General features: G+C 42.8%; 9 protein-coding genes. 1 reads left to right on the forward strand and 8 read right to left on the reverse strand.

The window, feature by feature from the left end; all coding sequences use genetic code 11:
- Window position 1: 1 nt before the first annotated feature.
- From ABDD95_RS22535 to ABDD95_RS22555, 5 genes are all read right to left on the reverse strand, one after another.
- Window positions 2–3370 (reverse strand): SusC/RagA family TonB-linked outer membrane protein, encoded by a 3369-nt coding sequence (locus tag ABDD95_RS22535; protein ID WP_345949619.1) that lies wholly within the window; start codon window positions 3368–3370, stop codon window positions 2–4.
- A gap of 93 nt (window positions 3371–3463) precedes the next feature.
- Window positions 3464–4912 carry a sulfatase gene (locus tag ABDD95_RS22540; protein WP_345949620.1) on the reverse strand — a complete coding sequence of 483 codons (1449 nt, stop codon included), beginning with the start codon at window positions 4910–4912 and terminating at the stop codon, window positions 3464–3466.
- An 87-nt stretch (window positions 4913–4999) separates the two neighbouring features.
- Window positions 5000–6154 carry a sialidase family protein gene (locus ABDD95_RS22545; protein ID WP_345949621.1) on the reverse strand — a complete coding sequence of 385 codons (1155 nt, stop codon included), beginning with the start codon at window positions 6152–6154 and terminating at the stop codon, window positions 5000–5002.
- Window positions 6155–6234: 80 nt separating this feature from the next.
- Entirely contained in the window at window positions 6235–6927 is a 693-nt protein-coding gene (locus ABDD95_RS22550; RefSeq protein ID WP_345949622.1) for a GntR family transcriptional regulator, read from the reverse strand.
- A 242-nt stretch (window positions 6928–7169) separates the two neighbouring features.
- Entirely contained in the window at window positions 7170–8519 is a 1350-nt protein-coding gene (locus ABDD95_RS22555; RefSeq protein ID WP_345949623.1) for a sialidase family protein, read from the reverse strand.
- Window positions 8520–8653: 134 nt separating this feature from the next.
- Here ABDD95_RS22555 and ABDD95_RS22560 point away from each other — a divergent pair, with 134 nt between their 5' ends.
- Window positions 8654–9571 (forward strand): alpha/beta hydrolase, encoded by a 918-nt coding sequence (locus tag ABDD95_RS22560; RefSeq protein WP_345949624.1) that lies wholly within the window; start codon window positions 8654–8656, stop codon window positions 9569–9571.
- 221 nt (window positions 9572–9792) lie between these two features.
- Here the strand turns inward: ABDD95_RS22560 and ABDD95_RS22565 are convergent, their stop codons facing one another.
- The 3 genes from ABDD95_RS22565 to ABDD95_RS22575 all read right to left on the reverse strand — a co-directional run bounded on the left by ABDD95_RS22565 (window position 9793) and on the right by ABDD95_RS22575 (window position 15302).
- Window positions 9793–10272, reverse strand: coding sequence for a PA2169 family four-helix-bundle protein (locus tag ABDD95_RS22565; RefSeq protein ID WP_345949625.1), 480 nt, complete (start codon window positions 10270–10272; stop codon window positions 9793–9795).
- 278 nt (window positions 10273–10550) lie between these two features.
- A complete protein-coding gene (locus tag ABDD95_RS22570) occupies window positions 10551–13637 on the reverse strand; it encodes a glycoside hydrolase family 2 TIM barrel-domain containing protein (protein WP_345949626.1) in 3087 nt (1028 codons plus the stop codon).
- 249 nt (window positions 13638–13886) lie between these two features.
- Entirely contained in the window at window positions 13887–15302 is a 1416-nt protein-coding gene (locus tag ABDD95_RS22575) for a glycoside hydrolase family 43 protein (protein WP_345949627.1), read from the reverse strand.
- Between the last annotated feature and the right edge of the window lie 312 nt (window positions 15303–15614).

Below are 15614 nucleotides of genomic sequence, written 5' to 3' on the forward strand. Positions count from 1 at the left end.
GTTAAAATCTCAGTGAAGCACCAAATGTGTACTGCCGTGGGCGTGGGTAACCTCCAGGATCAAAACCAGTGTAGGTTTCAGGATTTTGACCCTTATAGGCTGTTAAGTAACCCAGATTGGTACCGCTTACAAATACTGTAAGACCAGTTGCTTTGATCTTTGATAAAATGCTTTTAGGCAGGTTATAAGCTAAATACAGTTCTCTAAAAGCCAGGAAATCACCCTTTGCAATCATTCTGGAAACGTCTGAAGCGTAAGCACTGCCGGTTCCTACATCAGACGATGCCTGCCTGATATAATTGAATTGCCCAAAATTGGCATCAGCAAAAGAGTAGCGGGCGTATTTTTTATCCCCGTCACCCGATTGCTTCCAGATGTTATTACCTAAAGCCTCCCTGGGTGCACCTTCATTAAAGGCACGGCCTACGCCCAGTTCACGTGCAAGGCCACCGTCTGATATAACATGGCCCAAGGCAAAGTCCATATTAAAGCGCAGGGTAAAGTTTTTGTAAGTGAAAGTGTTTTGCATGCCGCCGGTTACATTAGGCGTTTTGTATCCCTGAAAAACAAGGTCTTTGCTATCAATTACACCGTCGTTGTTAACATCCTGGAACTCGTAATCGCCGGCATGTTTGCCATTGGCCTGCCCTACTGATGTTGGTACCAGATCTTTGTGTGTTTTATTCCACTCAGCTGCCTCAGCTTCGGTACTAAACACCTTTACTACCTGCCATGCATAGTAACCGTACGGTCGTTCGCCTTCGGCCAAACCGCCTACTTCCATATCCTTACTGGTATTAGGGTCGGCTATAACACCACCTCCCTGCCGGTTTTTTAAGCGGCCGTTGAAGGGTAACGAAATGATTTTTTGTGAATTGTAGGCGTAAGCTACGTTAGTGCGCCACTGAAAATCTTTTAAGCGTAGCACAGTTGCGCCCAACTCAACTTCAATACCTCTGTTACGCAATGTACCGTTGTTAAAGAAAATAGAAGAGAAAGGAGCTTCGGCAGGCAGTGGTTTAGAATCAAGCCGGTCTTTGGTCAATTTATTATAAAGATCAACCGTTAATGTAATCCTATCTTTTAAGAAACCAGCGTCAATAGCCAAATCTGTGGTTTCTGTAGTTTCCCATTTAAGATTAGGATTGGCCAAGTTTGACCGTTGTATACCCGAAAGTGTGTTATACGCGTTAGCTGTATAGCCGCCGTAAGTATCGGTGTATTGTAAGTCGGAGGCGCCAACCTGCCCCCAACTGCCACGCAGTTTAAGTGTGCTTACGGCATTATTATCTTTCCAAAAACTCTCCTTATAGATATTCCAGCCAGCTGCTACGGAAGGGAAGAAAGCATACCTGTTATTGGGTGCAAAGTTTGAGAAACCATCGCGCCTAACAGTGGCATTTAAAAGGTATTTGCCTTTAAAATCATAGCCGAATTGGCCGTAAATACTGGCGGTTTTATCAACCCTGGAGAAAGTGCCGTAATTAGTGGGCAAAACGTTAGATACCGTACTTCCGTTTATTACCGTTGTTGGGTTCTCGCTAATGGTGGTTACATAATCGTTACTACCGCGCTGCGAGCTGATATCCACATAATGCAATTTGTTTAGTTGATAACTGAAACCGCCCAATACCGATAAATGATGATCATTTTTGAAAGTATGGTCATACTGCAAAACCTGGTCTATCATTAACTGGCGCTGATTGTTTGTACTATCTACCTTTAACCTTGGCGCAGGCAGCTGAACAAGATCATTGTAAGCCTTACGATTAAACTGGTTGCTGTAATCAGTCATCATGTATGACACGGCTGGCCTGAAGTGCAGTCCTTTTATAATATTCCAGTCCAAATCAACCCGCGAAACAGTACGTTCTGTAGATATCTGATAATTATCATAAGCCAGCGTGTGGAAACGGTTGCGTGTACTGGTTACCTCACCAAAACTTGGTGTTCCGTCATCTTTAAATATTCTCACAAGCGGTGTTACCCTTGTAGCCCTTACTAATTCGTTGGTATAACCATTTACGTAATTGGGTTGAATGTTTTGATAGTTTAACGAAGTGTTGATTTGAACGTTATTACTTGCTTTGAAGCTGAAATTAGCTAACCCACTGTAGCGCTTATATTTAGTCCCTACAAACGTGCCCGGTTGGTCAACGTAGTTAAACGATACGTTAAAGCTCGAATTCTGGCTGCCACCATCTATGCCCAGGTTATAGGTATTAGTGGTAACGGTGTTCCATAGCAAGTTTTGATAGTTGTTATCGTAATACAGCAATGTGTTAGCCGGGTTAATAGGATCGGGCATGGTTTGATAACCTTTTGCAAGCAGGTTATTTACATATCCCTGCCCCTCTATGGCCACAATATTGCTTAAAAGTGCAGTAGTATAGGGATCTACACCATACTGCCCTTTGGCGGTGAACAGTTTATAACCGGCAGAGAAACCGCCGTTGGTCAAGTAAAAATTCTTATCCAACGGATCGGTGGTATTTTGCATAGTAGTACGCGCCAGCACTAAATATTCTGCAGCCGACATGTAATCGCGTTTACCGGTAGGCACCTCGCGGTTAGTGCGGTAGTTGAGCGTAACGTTAATTTTGCCCTGGCCAAATTTGCCCCCTTTAGTTTTAACCACAATAACACCATTGGCACCACGTGCACCATAAATTGCCGTCGATGCAGCATCTTTCATTACCTGAAGCGTTTCAATATCGTCGGGGTTAATGTCATTGATGGTACGATAAACACCATCAATAACTACCAATGGGCTCGAACCTTCTGAATTTAGGTATTGTGTGCCATTGGCATTACCTGTACCAGAACCGTATACGTTAGCCTTGGTACCGCCGCGAATGATAATATTGGCCGGCGCCGAGCCGGGCTGACCATTTGATAAAGGCAAAGAAACACCGGCTATTTTACCTTGTATAGCTGCCAGCGGGCTTGGATTGGCCGTATTTACCAACTGCTTAGTATCAAGCGAACTGATGGCGGCGGTATTTTTATCGCGGGTTTGAGTGGTGTAACCCACTACCACAATTTCTGAAAGCGATTTACTATTGGCCGCCATAGAAACGTTAAGTTGAGAACGGCCATTTACAGGCACTTCCTGATTGTCGTAGCCTACATAGGTAAATACCAGTACAGAATTAGGAGATGGAGCTTTTACAGTGAACTTACCGTTAACATCAGTAATGGCGCCGGTGCTGCTACCTTTAACGGTAACACTCACACCCGGAAGCATTTCGTTTTTGGTTCCATCGGTAACTGTGCCGGACACGGTTATCGGTGTACCCGTTTGCGCCTTCACCATGCTGAATGCCAGCAAGAGAAGGCAACCAACAATGTAGTTGAGTTTAAGTTTCATAATTTAAAATTGGTTAGTCAAATATATCATTAAATATATATGTAGTACATAATAATAAATATATTTTTCCGTAATCTCTTAATCAGCCGGTGTTTATTTACGGTATAAACCTACTTGTTGATGAAAAAACGCCACTTGCCGGCGGTATTTAGGCTTTGCTGCTACGTTAGCATTTTCAGCAGGGTCTGCGTGGTAATCGTATAATTCCTGCGCCAGCACTTTACCGGTTGGCAGATCTATCCACTCTGTGTAACCAAAACGGTTGTTATGAATGACATAACCCATAACTTTAGGTTGCTGGTCAAATTTCATGTCGTCGGGAAACTGACTAAAGGCCATGCCCCTTCCTAAGTAAGGTTTACCTTTTATAACATTAGCAAAGCTTTGCCCATCGGTTTTGGGAATGGGCAATCCGCACAAGTCAGATAATGTAGCATACAAGTCAACCAACTCAACTGTTGCTACCGTTGCTCGCGGCGCTTTTGTTTGTGAAGGATCGTAAATAATAAGTGGTACAAGTGTGTCAATTTTTGAATTGGTTGTTTTACCCCACATACCGTGCTCGCCCAAATGAAAGCCATGATCACTTAATATTACTACTATAGTGTTTTGATCAAGTTTGAGCCGACTAAGCTCACTAAACACTTTTCCGATTTGCTCATCAGTAAACGACACGGCTGTATAATATCCCTTAATTAACTCGGCTGATAGTTCCTTATTTATTGGCCCTAAATCCGGAATATCCTGATATCCTCTTAACTCAACTGAATGGTGTATGGAATACCTGGGCACATGCAAACCCGCAGCAGTATCAGGTGATAAAGGAAATACCTTGCCGGCATTGTTATTCCAATACTTAAGCGGCACACTAAAAGGCAAGTGGGGCCGTCTGAAGCCAACAGCCAAAAAGAAAGGCTTCTTTTGCACCAACTGTAACTCCTTAATAGCGGCATTTGCTACCATACCATCAATATAAGCGCTGTCAGCTACATTGGCCGCCTCTGCTGCGTTAGCTTTGGGCGCCCGTACTAAATTAGAATCCAAGACATACTTGCCCAGGTTTGTGGTAACAGCAAATAGCTCCGGAACACTCCATGAACGGGCATCCTGGGCAGCTTTAGGATCATGATAAATCTTGCCAATTTGCCGTGCGTAGTAGCCGTTATTTTTAAAATACTCAGGCATGGTTATCACATTGGGCAGCGCTTTTCTAAAATGTGTAGTTAGGTTCCACACCTTAGTATGATCAGGCTTCTTTCCGGTCATGAACGATGCTCTGGAAGGTGCGCATACAGCCTGTTGGCAATACGCTGATTTAAAAATGGTACCCATGGCGGCCAACCTGTCCATGTTAGGCGATACGGCCACGCGGTCGCCGTAACATCCTAACGCAGGCCGCAAATCGTCTACCACAATAAACAATACATTTTTCTTCTGCTGCGAGAATGAAGGCAGAACAGATAAACAACAGCAAATGGTTAGGAAGAACTTTACGTTACCATACCTAAATAGGCGTAGGTAACAGCTTACTATACATTTCATGAAATAATGAGCTTAGAATGAAGTTTTAATCAGTTTGCTATTCTCAGCTTTTAAAAGCTTAAAGCATTGCGACCTGTGCTCTATATTTTATAGCTTGTTTAAAAACTTACTAACTACTTTAAAAGCAATGCCTTCGTAAGGTTTAGCGATGCCACACTCATACAATACAGCCACATTTTTATTCTTATAAATGGAAATGTCTGAATAGGCAGATGGGCCAGGATAAATTATTTCTGAAATGGGCCAGGTTTGCCCGTTATCGTAACTCATGCGCAGTGTTAAATTCATACGCTTCGTTTTATTTGCAGGGTTAATAAACAGCAGCACCGGCTTTTTGCGGATGTTGAAGTTAAGCAAGCTCCCCTGGCAAATAGGTTCAACCAGCACGCTGTCATTTCTTACATTACTCCAGGTTTGTCCCCCATCGGTACTTGTGCTGGTATTTCGGGTGCGTATACTACGGTTCGCATTGCGCATGTTAAGCATCAGGCGGCTACCACTAATTTCTGCCAAAGTCGTCTCATTCATCATATCCTGTGGGGTGTTGCTGCCTAACTTCCAGGTAGTTCCATGATCGTCCGAATAAATGGTATGAGAAAAATTCTTATTAGAAGGCGCTTCTATATGATTAACAGGAACAACCAACCTGCCCTTGTGCTGGCCGTTTTCTATTTGCAAGCCGTGGCAGGGTCCTGTAGCATACCAGGTCCAGTTGGTCATTTTAACAGACGAGGTGATTTCGCGGGGCTTTGACCAGCTTTTGCCCTGGTTGTCAGATTGTAGCACATAAACCCGGCGCCCATCCTTGCTGGTACCGGCTATAATATCTTTTTCATGATCAGTACCCAAATTCCAGGTACTGATTAACACAATACGCCCATTGGTTCGGTCCACAATGGGTACAGGGTTGCCGCAGGTATTAGTCGAGTCACTCCAAACCAACTGCATGGCCCCCCACGTCTTGCCCCCGTTATCAGATCTTTTTACAACAAGGTCTATATCGCCCGAATCGCCGCAATCAGCTTTGCGGGCTTCGGCAAATGCCAATAACGCATCATTTTTGGTTGTTATTAGTGCCGGTATTCTAAAACAGGCATAGCCACCCTCCCCTGCTTTGTAAATGTGGTTTATTGCTACGCTGTCTTTTACAAAAGAATAACCTGGTTTTATTAAAACCAGCAATACTACAACACAGATAGGCAATGCTTTACGCCACATTGCACTCGTGATTAATGATTTCATTTGACAATAATTGGTTATGCCGGTAGAATACCGTTTTAACAAATGTAATTATTAAATCATTATGTAGTACATAAAAGAGGTTATTTTTTCAACCTGTCGAAATGGGGTTTCAAGTGCTCATACATCCCCTGCCTAAAATCATCTTTATTACCTTTTTTAAGCAGCTCAACTAAATCGCGGTGCGTTACCTTGCCGTAAGTAACCTCTTTTTCCATTTTAATAACAAATCCAAAAACAGGTAACAGCATGATCTGAAATCGCTTGAGCGTATCATTGCCTGCAATTTCATACAGTTTGCCGTGAAATGCAATCTCATTTTTAATCCTGAATTCCATCGGAGCATGAACTTCACTCTTTGCAATTTGTTCGAGCTCATGAATAGCCTTATCGGTAACATTGATGAACAGGATATCGGCAAGCCCCATCTCCAATACAAGACGTAACTCAAAAAGATCCTTCAGTGCATCTTCAGTCATAATCAGCGGATCGAGTATACGCTCGAAAGCGCCAAGTATGTCTGGACTGGATAATATCATTCCCCTTTTCTTTTTCGACTCAATCATACCCAGCATTCGCAATCTGCTTAGCGCTTCTCTAACAACATTACGGCTTACACCTAAAGCTTCAGCCAGTTCAAGTTCTTTTGGCAGTGCATCGCCCGGTTTAAAAGATTTCCTCTTAAAATAATCCCGTAAACGGAGCTCTACTACATCGGCCATAGTATCTGTTGGTACCCGCTCTATGTCTTTACTTAAATTGTTATGAATAACCATAGTGATAGTTAATGCTTAAATGGTTTTGTTCTCTATTACCCGTGCGATTTACAAAGGTACTGGTATCTTTTTTACAGAGCTAAAAATTCTACGTTATTTATGTAGTGCATAAAAAGAGTTACTAACAGGTTGTAATAAAACCGCTAAGGTTATGATGCGCATTGCCTTTCACTAATTTACTTATAAAAACAAAGAGGAGCTTATGTAAGCTCCTCTTTGTTTTTATATTGCATATATCGTATTTACGGTTCTGGGTTACCGTTCAATATCCAGCCTAGGCTAATTTTATGGTATTGAATATTCATGGATGTAGTGGCATTATACTCAATTAAAGCTCCGGTCATGTTATCGGCTGTTTTTACTAAACTGGTATAGCCGCCAAGAATACCCGACCCGTTATTGGGTATTGAACGTATTATAGGCCAATCTATCGCTTCGTTATACGAAATTCTTATAGCCGGATGTCTTCGTTGGGTTTGATGATTGGAGTTCATGAACATTACCCGGCTTTTGTTGGTAGTAGAGCCATCGGTATACCTTAATATAGACGCCTGGCAGATCGGATCCATTAACTTAGTGTTGTTCTGAAAAGGTGCTGTCCAGTTGAGCAAATCAGTAGAAGCTGACGTTTGCCTGTATCTGTTAGCTAAGTCGGTTATATCTGGTGCAGGTGCCTTGCGATCGTTTCTTAATAATTTGCCGTCAGGCCTCTCTATAATAGTGCTTTCGCTTGTTCCGCTCGGAACGGTAGCATAGCTCCAAGAGCCCGTAGGCGTTTTGTACAGATTTCTTCCGTTTGCCGGGATTATCAAAGTATTCTCAAGGGAAACAAACCGCTTTTGAATACCAATCCCTGGTCCTACGGCATCCCACTTATAAGTGTTTGGCGTTAACTCCTGGGTCATGTCAACCGGAGTGGACCAGGTTGCGCCATCGTCGTCGCTATAACATAAAAAAAGCCTGCGATCGCCATATTTGGTTACATTACTATACTGGTCATACGTACCATCGCCTGCAACTTTATTACAGCTTTGGCAATGATCTTTATCGTTAAATGACATGAACAACCATACGCGGCCGGTAGTTTGATCTGTTACCAGCGTAGGGTTACCAAAAGTACCCTGGTTACTGTAGCTTTCGGCTACCGCATCTGAGGGTACATTAGGAATATCGTCCAGTACAACGTTGTTGTTACCGGCAATAATGGTTTGCGAAGTCCACTCTGCGTTTGTTATTCCAGGCTTTACTTCATCAGTAGATGTTTTTAACAGCCTTCTGCAAACAATGTCAATATCGCCCCAATCATCATCACTGTTCTTTCGTGCTTCGGCAAGAGCTATTAAAACACCGTTTTTTGAGCGGATGATAGCCGGAATGCGATAGCTGTGATAGGTAGTATTCCCTGATTCGGGAAATATAGTAAAAAACGGAGGCGGGTCAGTCACATCATTTTCGGTCTTGGCGTCTACTGTGTTGTCTGCAGGCAACTTTTCGGGTAACTGGTTTTTTTTGCTGCATGCCGTTACTAACATACAGGAAGAGATGGTAAGTGCCAACATAAGGTGTGACACTGGGTGATACATTTTTCTCATCGGTTTCAAATTGGTTAATGGATTGATTAAGAAATTCAAGCAGGTGCTTGATAATCAAAGTTAACTAATTCATTATAAATATTTATGTAGTACATAATAATTTATTATTTTCGTAGTATATCCAGTTATATAAAATGAGAAGATTACCAATTATGATGCTTGGACTAGGCCTTTTGCTTAATTTACTTAGTGCAAAGGCTCAAACCGTTGTGCCACTTTATAAAATTGTGCCCAATGCCAAAGAGAGTAGTGTACGCGAGGTTAATGACACTACCGTTAAGCGCGGCAAGGTAAGTAAAGTAGTTTTTCCTACACTTACAGCCTATTTACCAGATGCAGCTTTAGCAAACGGAACTGCAGTTATTATTTGCCCAGGCGGTGGTTACTCTTACTTGGTAGTAAATGATGAAGGACGTAATGTTGCCCGTGAGTTGAATACCCGGGGGATTGCCGCGTTTGTTTTAAAATATCGATTACCTAACGATGAAACCATGCAGAATAAAGAGATTGGGCCACTACAGGATGCACAAAGGGCTATACAAATAGTAAGGCAGCGCGCGGGCGAGTGGCACATAGCACCCGACAAAATAGGTATTGCCGGATTTTCGGCAGGTGGTCATTTAGCGTCAACTTTATCCACTCATTACCAAAAAGCACTGATAGCGAACCCTGACAACGTAAGTTTAAGGCCAGATTTCTCGATATTAGTTTACCCCGTCATCAGCTTTCAGGACAGCTTGTTACACAAAGGGTCGAAAAAAGCGCTTATTGGTGAAAATGCCAGTGCAGAGAAGACCAAGGAATATTCTAACGAAATGCAGGTAACTGATAATACCCCTCCGGCATTTCTGATTCATAGTGCCAACGACAAAGTAGTACCGGTAGGAAATAGCATTAACTATTTTAAATCGTTATCCGCACATGGTGTTAAGGCCGAAATACATATATACCAGGCTGGTGGGCACGGTTATGGCCTGAACAATACGACTACAAATGACAAGTGGATTAATCACTTATATAATTGGCTATCGTCAAACCGCCTGATACCTTGAGAAAGATTATGGTTGAACACTCATACATTTAATGTACATTGACTATGTGTATGATGAGTAAGTTTTATCATAAACACTTTTTGCCCGGTTAAGAACTTTACCGTTATTGAGGCGATAGCAACACTTGTGTTTACCATTTTAAGGCCGGTACGCATTTTTCCATTCCTTGTACCGAAAAAACATAACAAAAAAAGGGTTGCTTTTAAGCAACCCTTTTTTTGTTATGCACCTTGTTGAATGATCTGCTTCTCAATCTCAACCAGTGCGGCTTTTATGCCGTCGCGCTGCTCGGTTAGCAGTGTCAGGTGGTCTGCATGATCTGCATAGTCGGCTATGCATTCGTTGTATTTTTCTATAGCGGCTTTCTCACCGGTGGTAATAGCATTTAAAATAGCTTTGTCCTCTTTGCTGCTTAATGCTTGTTTTATAGTTAACCAGGTACGGTGTAACCCACCCAGTAGACCGCCATTTTCATTATCAGCATCCTCTCCATGCGTGGCTATATGCTCTTTCAACTCTGCTGCGTAAACAATCCGTTCTCCTGAGAGCTTCAGAAATAATGCTTTTAGCGCCGGATTTTCAGTTGCTTCTGCTGCTGACTGATACCCCTCTTTACCATCATTTACAAGATTCAGGATCTCATTAAGATCATTTATAACCTGTTCTTTACTCTTTAATGATGCTTTTCCAATGCTTTCCATAGTTGCTGATGTTTTGACGTATACCTTGCAAAAAGTCAGCCACGTATTTGCTCTTTAATAATCCAAGTATACCTTCATGAGTGCATTTACTTAAACTACTGCCTGTATACCTTCAAATTAAGTTGCATACATTAAAATAAAGCTGCTCGGACTTCGCTATCTTTTTCGACTTTGAATAATATGATTGCTATAATAGTCAAACAGAAACCGGATCAGTTTGGAAAGCCCGAATTTGCTACTGTCAATTACCGAGGTGTTATTTTAACTGATACATTATTTTATAGTTTAATTGTGTATGAAAAACGAGTAGGCTCTGAAAAAACCTGAAAAGATTCCAGAGGACGCGGGCCACAACTGGCTGAGCCCACACCAAGCGTTTTAGTAGATATACAAACTACAGTTGCAGTGCTTGCCGGAAGATCAATTTGATATTCTACCGGATACATCTGCTCATCGGTATGTGGAAGCGCCGCTACCTGCATTAGTTTTTCATCAGCCTGGATTAATACGGGTGGTTTGCCCTTACCGCTGAAAGAAGCCCATCTAACTTCTTCGTGATTGCCACGCTCCATAGGTTTTTCATATTCATACTGATCATTTACACCAATTTCGTAAATTCCCACGTCAGCAGCGCTTTTACGATCAGCATAGTTTTCGAACGGACCACGTCCATAAAAGGCCATCTTGTCAAAGCTCTTATCAAACAAAACACGCACGCCTATTCTGGCAAGGTTAATTCGCAGCCCAACAAAAGACACCTGGTTATCTACTATTATGTTTCCGCTCCCTTTAACCAGGTAAGTTGCAGTATGGTATACGCCAAAACCCTCCTTTCCATCAGCATGGGTAACTGCAGTAACTTTTACAGCGGCATTGCTTACGCGCTCAGCCTTAATGCTCACCAACTTGTAATTAAGCGTAGTTACGCCAAATCGTTCCCACATATCAAAAGCCCAATTATCGTCGTTCCTGTGGGCAGCACGCCACAGGTGCAAACGTGGCGAGCCATTTGGAGCAAGCAAAGGGGCTCCTGCCTTATTAATTTGATTAATGAACCCTGTTTTTTTACTGAAACTTACCGAAAACTGATTACCGGAAAGTACAATACCCTGTGCGTTCTCTTCTAATTTAAGGGGATGAACATCTGCTATTGTGTTAACAGGCGGCGTGTAAACAGGTAGCTTAAACTGTGCAGAAGCCACTTCAAAGCCTTTATCAGCCCAAAGCGTAGCTTCCTTTTGGGTGTAAGATATGCGCAAAAAGTATTCAGCGCCGGCTTTGGGATGTCCGATTTTATAAGGCACATTGGCAGACCCCGTACTTCGGGCGTTAATGGGTCTATACTTGAGCTTTCCTTTTGCTATTTCGAGCCCGTTTTCGCTTAAGCTCCACGAAGCGTCGAAACCGTCGAGTGAGATGAACTGGTATTTATTTTTGATTCGTATAGTTCCGTTAGCCGGATCTGCCAGCTGTGTTTCTATCCATTGAAAAGCCTTCTTCATTTCAGGAAAGTGAGGCTTAACGGTCTTCCGGTCCCAGGCTACAACACCTTTATGAATAAAGTAGTGATCGTTAGGGTACTCGCCAAAGCCCCCGCCGTAAGCCAGTATGGGATGTTTTGGATCGCGCTTGTTCCATAACCCCTGATCCTGGAACTCCCATATTGCTCCACCTAATATTTCGGCATTATTGTCAAATACCTGCGAATACTCCTCCAATGAACCCATAGAGTTGAACATTGCATGTACAAATTCGCAAATATAAAATGGTTTGGTCAGCTCCTTATTCCTGGCAACGTTTGCGTAGTCTTCGGCAGTGCCATACATTCTGCCATCCAAGTCGGCCGGGTTATTTTTTCCGGTGCCAAACCTTTCATAATGAACAAAGCGGGTGCTATCTATTGCTTTAACAGCTTTAAGGGCAGCCCTTACATTTGATCCACCATTACCCCCTTCATTACCCAACGACCAGATAATAACTGCAGGGTGGTTTTTAAAATTTTGAGTGTTAGCTACATTACGGTCAACAATGGCCGCTTTTATGGTTGGTTCCTCATCAAATTTTTTGTCGTACCCATGATATTCCATGTTCGCCTCGGCAACCAACCAAATGCCCCATTCATCACATAGTTCATACCAGCGTGGGTCATCCGAGTAATGACAAGTGCGAACATGGTTGCAGTTTCCTTGCTTGATGATTTGCAGATCGCGGATCATCTGCTCTTCGGTAATCGCATGCCCTACGTCCGACCAATGTTCATGACGGTTTACACCTTTTAGCTTAACAGGCACACCGTTTACCATAAGAACCCTGCCCTTAATCTTGATCTTGCGAACGCCAACTTTTGTAGAAAGAATTTCTCCGGATGAACCTGACAACACCAAAGTATAAAGATTGGGCGTTTCAGCGGTCCACTTATCTGGATTGGCAAGCTGCAATTTTAACTGCAAAGATTCTTCCTGCTTAGCATTAAGCCGGTGCCCATTGGCATTGCCGCTGGCTATTTCTTTCCCGTTCTGATCGTAGAGCGTTGCTGTAACTACCTGGCTCACGGCACCTTTCTCGCTATAATTTTTAATGATAGCAGAAACATTTATAGTGGCATCCCGGTACTCTTTATCGAGGTCGGTTTGAACAAAAAAATCACGAATGTGCACTTGCGGGGCACTCCACAAAGTTACGTTCCGAAAAATACCATGTAATCGCCACATGTCCTGATCTTCAAGCCAGGTGCCCGAACTATATTGATAAACCTCAACAGCAATCATGTTTTTCCCAGGTTTCAATAACGTGGTAACATCAAACTCAGCTGCATTTCTACTGTTCACACTATAGCCCACCTTTTTGCCGTTCACCCATAAAAAAAAGGCGCAGTCAACACCGTCGAACGTAATAAACTGCCGCCGGCCAGCCCACTCTGCTGGAACCTCAAACTCTCTTCGGTAACTTCCTACCGGGTTGCGCTCCTTAAATGCCGTATATTTTTGATCCGGCTCGCTCATAACGTGCGGGAAATCTTTTTTAATGGTGTATCCCAAATTGCGGTAAAAAGGAGTTCCATATCCTTCAACTTCCCAATTTGATGGTACAGGGATCTCTTTCCAGGACGAAACATCAAACTCAGGGTTATAAAAGTTAACAGGACGTAATTGCGGCGTGGGCACCCAATTGAATTTCCATAGCCCGTTCAGGCTCCTGCTAAAAGAAGAAGCGTGCCGCCTAGCTCGCAAAGCCTCCTGCAGGTTTGCATAAGGCATCAGTGTAGCATGATGCGGTTCTTTGCCGATACCGGTAATCTCAGGGTTTTCAATTTCGGCAGGAAAACCTACGCCTGTCTGAAGACCGGACTGCGCATTAGTTTGCATATAATAGCATATTAAGGCGGCTATTAACCATAGCTTCAAGCCGGAAACATATAAAAAACGCATTTTGTAAAATAGGGTTTAACTGTTAAATATGAACTTTGAAATCAGCCTCCTGTACCAGCTTTCTGGGCAATATGCAGGTGCTCCAGGTTACCAAATAACCAGTATTGCAGATTAACCTTACCGCTTATTGCTCAACAAACGGCCCGAAAAAACAGTAAGCGATTTAAGTTATATGCAACTTAGTGGTTAGTGTTCAAATTTCCAATAATCAAAATTATAAAGTTCTCTCCCTGCTGTTATATTCTGGCCCTTAAAAACGAAGTAAATATCGTGCACGCCGGTAATAGCTGTGTCAACAGCGGATGAAAGTTGTTTCCACATTGTCCAGCCTCCTGTACGCGGTACACTAATATTAGCCAGTTTTATTCCGGTAAGGCTATCTGCACGTACTTCTAATATGCCTCCATCCAGGCCTGCAGCAATGTTAGCAGAGAAGTTTCGGGGCGAGTTACTCCCAAAATCTACCGAACGTACTTTGATATAACCACCCGTGCGTATTTTGGAGACATAAACACCTGTAACCTTATTCTCATCTATACTACACTTCTCGGCCCAAGCGATGGTTTCTGCTTCTGTCCTTTTGTAAGGATTTAATAAACCAACAGGCCCAACACCTGCTTTCGTCATTTTTACCACCGGTATTGTTCCATCTGGGTTGTACTTAAACTCTTCTATTGCAGTTGAGCGACCGTAACTGCCGCCACCCGGCAATAAACCGGTATGGTAGAACAAATAAGACTTGCCCTTAAAATCAATAATGCCACCATGATTAGTAAAACTATTGGCAGGCTGATCGGCCATGATTTTGCCCTGGTATTTCCACGGTCCTGTGGCCTTATCGCTCATGGTGTATGACAGCGTCTCTCCGCCCTTCCTCATTCCTGCATACATAAGATAATACTTGCCGGCGTGCTTATAAAACCAGGGCCCTTCTACATACATATCTTTATTTTGTGCAGTTTCGCTGCCGTTCTGCCCGTTAGCATTCCTGGCACTCCTTACGCCACCAAAGCTCTCTGCAGTTTGCGGTACCTGCATAATCTCTCCCGAATAGGAAATCATATCAGTATTTAGTTTTACGTAGTATAAACTACCGTTGCCCCAGTAAAGGTAAGCTTGCCCATCATCATCAATATAAACGGTAGGATCAATGTTTGACCAATTGCCTGTAGTAATAAGCGGCTTATTTAAGGCATCCCGAAAAGGCCCTGTTGGCTTATCTGATACGGCGACGCCTACTGCCATATTGTTTGCAGTAGTTTGCGCACATATGTACCAGTAAAACTTACCGTTACGTGCAATACACTGGGCAGCCCATGCGCGGTCTCTTGCCCATGAGAAAGACTCGAGCGCAATTGGAGAACCATGGTCTGTCCAGTTCACCATATCGGTTGATGAATGCACCCGCCATTTGGTCATGTAATAAAAATCATAACCTGGAATGTCGTCGCCTGTGTATACGTAAACAGTACCGTTATGCACCAGCGGTGCCGGATCGGGTGAATAATGGGTTTGAATAACAGGGTTTTGAGCCAGCAACGAGGTTGAAAATAACAACACCGCAAAATAGCTTAACAAAATGCTTTTTGTTTTCAGATCCATGAATCGGTTTTAAGTTTATGATTTATGTTGGTTACCGGCTAAAGTAGTTGATGAAGCACTCGTAACGTATGGCAATTGTTCAAAATAATAGGAAAGATGTGTAAAGGCGATCTACAGCATTACCGTTATCCGTTTAGGTTGAGTTGACTTAAGGTATCTTTAAAAATCGCACAACAACAGCAAATACGATCACCCGAACTATCCAATGACGCCCAATGGACAGTGGAAATGAAAACATGCCTTAAAAATGAGATATCTTAAAGAGTAATTTTCATGCATAAACTAATTGAACGCCATATTCAACAAGTGTTA

It is taken from the genome of Mucilaginibacter sp. PAMB04274 (genome assembly GCF_039634385.2).
Taxonomy (GTDB): Bacteria; Bacteroidota; Bacteroidia; order Sphingobacteriales; family Sphingobacteriaceae; genus Mucilaginibacter.

Bases quoted from the DNA above. Each gene is read 5' to 3' on its own strand.
- ABDD95_RS22535 (WP_345949619.1), bottom strand. From the start codon at position 3,370: ATGAAACTTAAACTCAACTACATTGTTGGTTGCCTTCTCTTGCTGGCA.
- ABDD95_RS22540 (WP_345949620.1), bottom strand. From the start codon at position 4,912: ATGAAATGTATAGTAAGCTGTTACCTACGCCTATTTAGGTATGGTAAC.
- ABDD95_RS22545 (WP_345949621.1), bottom strand. From the start codon at position 6,154: ATGAAATCATTAATCACGAGTGCAATGTGGCGTAAAGCATTGCCTATC.
- ABDD95_RS22550 (WP_345949622.1), bottom strand. From the start codon at position 6,927: ATGGTTATTCATAACAATTTAAGTAAAGACATAGAGCGGGTACCAACA.
- ABDD95_RS22555 (WP_345949623.1), bottom strand. From the start codon at position 8,519: ATGAGAAAAATGTATCACCCAGTGTCACACCTTATGTTGGCACTTACC.
- ABDD95_RS22560 (WP_345949624.1), top strand. From the start codon at position 8,654: ATGAGAAGATTACCAATTATGATGCTTGGACTAGGCCTTTTGCTTAAT.
- ABDD95_RS22565 (WP_345949625.1), bottom strand. From the start codon at position 10,272: ATGGAAAGCATTGGAAAAGCATCATTAAAGAGTAAAGAACAGGTTATA.
- ABDD95_RS22570 (WP_345949626.1), bottom strand. From the start codon at position 13,637: ATGCAAACTAATGCGCAGTCCGGTCTTCAGACAGGCGTAGGTTTTCCT.
- ABDD95_RS22575 (WP_345949627.1), bottom strand. From the start codon at position 15,302: ATGGATCTGAAAACAAAAAGCATTTTGTTAAGCTATTTTGCGGTGTTG.